General features: G+C 66.4%; 1 protein-coding gene. It reads left to right on the plus strand.

The window, feature by feature from the left end:
* The coding region (locus BFP70_RS19795; RefSeq protein WP_141693294.1) for an aldehyde dehydrogenase family protein at nt 1-592 on the plus strand (592 nt) is incomplete at both ends.

Below are 592 nucleotides of genomic sequence, written 5' to 3' on the forward strand. Positions count from 1 at the left end.
AGCTATGGCTATAGCAGCCGGGAGGAACGCGCTGATTTTCTTGACACAATCGCGGATGAGATCGAGGCGCGCGCCGCCCAGATCACCGAAATCGGTTGTCAGGAAACCGGCCTGCCAGAGGCGCGGCTGAACGGTGAGCGCGGCCGCACCACGGGCCAGCTGCGGCTGTTCGCCAACCATATCCGCAGCGGCGATTATCTGGACCGGCGCTATGACAGCGCGCTGCCCGATCGTGCGCCGCTGCCGCGCCCCGATCTGCGTATGATGCAGCGCCCGATCGGGCCGGTGGCGGTGTTTGGCGCGTCGAATTTTCCACTGGCGTTTTCCACGGCGGGCGGGGATACGGCGGCGGCGCTGGCGGCGGGCTGCCCGGTGGTGGTGAAGGGCCATTCGGCCCATCCCGGCACTGGCGAAATCGTGGCGCAGGCGGTTGCGGCCGCGGTAGAGAAATGCGGCCTGCATAAGGGTGTGTTCAGCCTGATCCAGGGCGGCAAACGCGATGTTGGCACCGCGCTTGTGCAGCATCCTTTGATCAAGGCGGTGGGGTTCACCGGCTCTTTGGGTGGGGGGCGCGCGCTGTTCGATCTATGCG

The organism is Thioclava sp. SK-1 (assembly GCF_001705665.1).
Lineage (GTDB): Bacteria > Pseudomonadota > Alphaproteobacteria > Rhodobacterales > Rhodobacteraceae > Thioclava.